The organism is Hydrogenophaga sp. (assembly GCF_041633695.1).
Classification (GTDB): Bacteria; Pseudomonadota; Gammaproteobacteria; order Burkholderiales; family Burkholderiaceae_C; genus Hydrogenophaga.
In genome coordinates this window covers 1-4,001 of the sequence record NZ_JBFJMY010000385.1, presented here as the reverse complement: position 1 = coordinate 4,001, position 4,001 = coordinate 1, and the positions used below count along the sequence as shown (strand labels likewise).

5 protein-coding genes and 1 pseudogene are annotated in these 4,001 nt (G+C 64.1%); 2 read left to right on the top strand and 4 right to left on the bottom strand.

The features are described 5' to 3' along the window. Positions 1-261, top strand: a pseudogene (locus ABYB95_RS18605) (glutathione synthase); the annotation flags it as partial. A 163-nt stretch (positions 262-424) separates the two neighbouring features. Further along, positions 425-994, top strand: a complete 570-nt coding sequence (locus ABYB95_RS18600) for a hypothetical protein (protein ID WP_372660226.1) — start codon at positions 425-427, stop codon at positions 992-994. A gap of 23 nt (positions 995-1,017) precedes the next feature. On the opposite strand, the gene ABYB95_RS18595 is transcribed toward ABYB95_RS18600, so the two are convergent. The 4 genes from ABYB95_RS18595 to ABYB95_RS18580 form a co-directional block, all read right to left on the bottom strand. Then, a complete protein-coding gene (locus tag ABYB95_RS18595; RefSeq protein ID WP_372660224.1) occupies positions 1,018-1,350 on the bottom strand; it encodes an SMR family transporter in 333 nt (110 codons plus the stop codon). A gap of 6 nt (positions 1,351-1,356) precedes the next feature. Then, positions 1,357-2,184, bottom strand: a complete 828-nt coding sequence (locus tag ABYB95_RS18590; RefSeq protein ID WP_372660222.1) for an ABC transporter permease — start codon at positions 2,182-2,184, stop codon at positions 1,357-1,359. 9 nt (positions 2,185-2,193) lie between these two features. Then, a complete protein-coding gene (locus tag ABYB95_RS18585) occupies positions 2,194-3,006 on the bottom strand; it encodes an ABC transporter ATP-binding protein (RefSeq protein WP_372660220.1) in 813 nt (270 codons plus the stop codon). A gap of 152 nt (positions 3,007-3,158) precedes the next feature. Continuing rightward, positions 3,159-4,001: ABC transporter substrate-binding protein (locus ABYB95_RS18580; protein ID WP_372660218.1), on the bottom strand; the 843-nt coding region annotated here is incomplete at its 5' end.

Genomic DNA, 4,001 nt, shown 5'->3' with positions numbered 1-4,001 from the left:
GTGCGTGGCAATCTGGCGGCGGGCGGCAAGGGCGTGGCGCAGCCGCTGAGTGACCGCGACCGCGCCATTGCCGAAGCCATTGGGCCGCAGCTCGCGGCGCGTGGCCTGTTGCTGGTGGGGCTGGACGTGATTGGCGACAAGGTGACCGAGATCAATGTCACCAGCCCGACCTGCTTCCAGGAGATCCAGCAGCAGACCGGATTCGATGTGGCTGCGATGTTCGCGGACGCGCTGGAACGGGCGCAGATGCCTAGCGCTTGATGCGGCGTTTGTGCGCATTGGGGGGCTGTTTTGGCCCAAACAAAGCCCAATGCCGTGACATTTTGACCGGCTATGGGGGCAAGACCTAACTTGCGCGACCCCAGTACGTGTGTGCAAAATGGCCTGCCGCAGTTCATCGGCCGCCTATTGAATCACCGTGCACATGCCTGAAGACCTCGATCTGTTCGCCTCCGTATTCGCCAAAACCGCTGCTGGGCAGCAAGAAATCCAGTCGCGTGCGCTGGGTTTGCCACCCATTGTGCGGCGCATTCTGGTGCTGGTCGACGGCCAGCGCAGCGGCAAGGACTTGGCGCCGTTTGCCACCGGCAGCGACATCCTGTCCATCATGGAACAGTTGATTGCCCAGGGATGTGTGGAGGTGAAAGAGCGCATCCAGGTCGCCTTGGCGCCGGCTGCCGGGCCGGCGGCCACTGACACGTCGCCCGCCGCTGGCGGTGTGGGTGCCGGGGCTGATGGCTACCTGGCCAGCCTGCCCGATGCCGCCACCCGCACCGCAGCCGACGCCGAGATGGCGCGCAACTTCATGATCAACACGGTCAACACCGTGTTCGGGCAAAACATGCGCCTGACCTTGATCCAGAGCATTTTCGAGGCCAAGGGCACCGAGGGCTTGCGCAAGGCCTATCTGTCCTGGGCGGAATCCATGGCCAGCAGCCGCATCGGTGAAAAGCGCCTGCCCGAGCTGCGCGAGAAGCTGTCCAAGGTGCTTTGAGCGGCCCCGGGCGACTGCCCGGTTCAGTGCACGCTGGTCTTGGAGAACAGGTTCAACACCACCACCCCGGCGATGATCAGGCCCATGCCGATCCAGCCCGGTGCGTCGATCTTCTGCCCGTACAAGGCATAGGCCACCAGCGTGACCAGCACAATACCCAGGCCCGACCAGATGGCATAGGCCACGCCCACCGGCACCGACTTGAGTACCAGGGCCAGCGCGTAGAACGACAGCGCGTAACTCACCACTACGAGCGCAGACGGCGCCAGGCGGCTGAAACCCTGCGAGGCCTTGAGGGCCGAGGTGCCGATCACTTCGGCCACGATGGCCAGGCCCAGCAGCAGGTAGGCGTTCATGCCGGCCTAGAGTTTTTCGGTTTCACCCGAGCGGGGTTGCCACTTCATGAGCCGCTTCTCGATGCGGCCCACCAGTGCATCCAGCAACAGCGCGAACACGGTGAGCACCACGATGCCGGCCATCACGGTGTTGATGTCGAAACTGCCTTCGGCCTGCAGAATCAGGTAGCCCACGCCCTGGCTCGATCCCAGGTACTCACCCACCACCGCGCCCACAAAGGCCAGCCCCACCGAGGTGTGCAGCGAGCTGAACACCCAGCTGGTGGCGCTGGGCAGGTAGACGTGGCGCAGCAGCTGGCGCTGGCTGGCGCCGAGCATGCGCGCATTGGCCAGGATCACCGGACTGACTTCTTTCACGCCCTGGTAGACGTTGAAGAACACGATGAAGAACACCAGCGTGACACCCAGCGCCACCTTGCTGGCGATGCCCAGGCCGAACCAGACCGCGAAGATGGGCGCGAGGATGATGCGCGGCATCGAGTTCATGGCCTTGATGTAGGGCTCCAGAATGGCCGAAGCCATGGGCGAGAGCGCCAGCCACAGGCCACCGGCCAGACCGGCGCCGGAGCCGATGCCAAATGCGAGCAAGGTCTCGGTGAGCGTCACGCCCAGGTGTTTGTAGATATCGGCCTCGGTGACGAACCAGGACCAGATGCGTTGCGCCACCACCACCGGCTCGCCAAAGAAGAAGGCGGCTTGCCGGTCGTTGTCGAACATGAACAGCGGCACCAGGCCGGGCGTGGTCATGGCGTACCAGAACACGAGCAGCAAGACCAGCAGGCCGAGCTGCCACAGCAACAAGGTCTGGGCGCGGGGTTTGATGACATTCCACATGGTTCTGGCTCAGGCTGCCTGCAGTTGTTGGCGGTAGCCCTTGAGCACTTCTTCGCGCAGAACGGCCCAGATGGCGCTGTGCAGCTCGATGAAGCGGGGCGTGGTTTTGATTTCGGCCACGTCGCGCGGACGCGGCAGGTCGATGTGGAATTCACCGATGGGGCGGCTGCCCGGTCCGGCGCTCAGCACCACCACGCGGTCGCTCATGGCAATGGCTTCGTCCAGATCGTGGGTGATGAACAGCACCGCCTTCTTCTTGGCCGCCCACAATTCCAGCACCTCGTTTTCCATCAGTTGGCGGGTCTGGATGTCGAGCGCCGAAAACGGTTCGTCCATCAGGATGATGTCCGGGTCGAGCGCCAGGGTCTGGGCCAAGGAAGTGCGCTTGCGCATGCCGCCCGAGAGCTGGTGCGGGTAGCGGTCACCAAAGCCACCCAGGCCGACCCGGCGCAACCAGTCTTCGCCTTGCGCACGGGCCTGCTCCAGCGGCACGCCGCGAAATTCCAGGCCCGCCATCACGTTTTGCAAGGCGGTGCGCCAAGGCATCAGGCTCTCGGCCTGGAACATATAGCCCGCCCGCGTATTGGTGCCGTTCAGTGCCTGGCCGAACACCGACACGCTGCCGGTGCTGGGCACGAGCAAACCGGCGGCGACGTTGAGCAGGGTGCTCTTGCCACAGCCGGTGGGGCCGACCACGCTCACGAACTCGCCCGCTTCCACCTTCAGCGACACGTCTTGCACGGCGGTGTAGCGCTGACCGGGGTCGTCCTTGCTGATGAAGGTGCAGGCCACACCTTGTAGATCGATGGCTGGAGGGTTCATGTGTTCAAACGGTGGAAGTCAACGGTGCTGCGGCGCACGCCTGGCGCCGATTCGAGTGCCCTGCGCAGCCGCCATTGGACCGCCCCATGTCGGTTCGTGCAGAGCGGTCCGCAGGTGCCGCCCCCTGGGGGGCGGCACGCATCACTTTTGCATCACTTGTATTTGGCGTTGGCCTTTTGTGCATAGGCGTTGGTGAACACCGCGTTGAGATCGAGCTTGGCGGCTGCGATCTTGTCGTCCACGCTGGCCAAGGCGCGGTAGGCGGTTTCGGGGCCTTTGGCGGGGAACAGGCCATCGGGTGAGAGCGCGCCCTTGGCGGCCATGAAAGCGTCGATGTAGACCGCGCGGTCGCCCAGCAGATAACTTTCGGGCACGGCTTTGATGATGTCGCCCGGACCGGCGGCCTGGATCCACTTGTTGGCGCGCACCATGGCATTGGCCAGGGCTTGTGCGGTGTTCGGGTTTTTGTCGATGAAGCTTTGCGGCGCGTACAGGCAACCCGCTGGCATGGGGCCGCCGAACACCTTTTCAGACTCCGAGACGATGCGGGTGTCGGAGACGATTTTCAAGTCGCCCGAGCGCTGCAGCAAGGTGATGACGGGGTCCAGGTTGCTGATCGCATCGATCTGTCCGGAGCGCATCGCGGCCACGGCGCCGCTGCCCGCACCCACGCCGATGATGCTCACATCGCTGGGCTTGAGGCCGGCCTTGGCCAGCACGAAGTTGACCATCACATTGGTCGAACTGCCGGGTGCGGTGACACCGATTTTCTTGCCCTTGAGGTCGGCCACGGTTTTGAAGCCGGCCATGGTCTTGGGGTTGACGCCCAACACGATTTGCGGTGCACGGCCTTGCAGCACAAAGGCGCGCATGGGCTGGCCTTTGAATTGCATGTTGATGGTGTGCTCGAACGCGCCCGAGACCACATCGGCGCTGCCGCCCACCACGGCGGCCAGGGCTTTGGATCCACCCGCAAAATCGACCACCTCCACATC

Bases quoted from the DNA above. Each gene is read 5' to 3' on its own strand.
- ABYB95_RS18590 (WP_372660222.1), bottom strand. From the start codon at position 2,184: ATGTGGAATGTCATCAAACCCCGCGCCCAGACCTTGTTGCTGTGGCAG.
- ABYB95_RS18600 (WP_372660226.1), top strand. From the start codon at position 425: ATGCCTGAAGACCTCGATCTGTTCGCCTCCGTATTCGCCAAAACCGCT.
- ABYB95_RS18585 (WP_372660220.1), bottom strand. From the start codon at position 3,006: ATGAACCCTCCAGCCATCGATCTACAAGGTGTGGCCTGCACCTTCATC.
- ABYB95_RS18595 (WP_372660224.1), bottom strand. From the start codon at position 1,350: ATGAACGCCTACCTGCTGCTGGGCCTGGCCATCGTGGCCGAAGTGATC.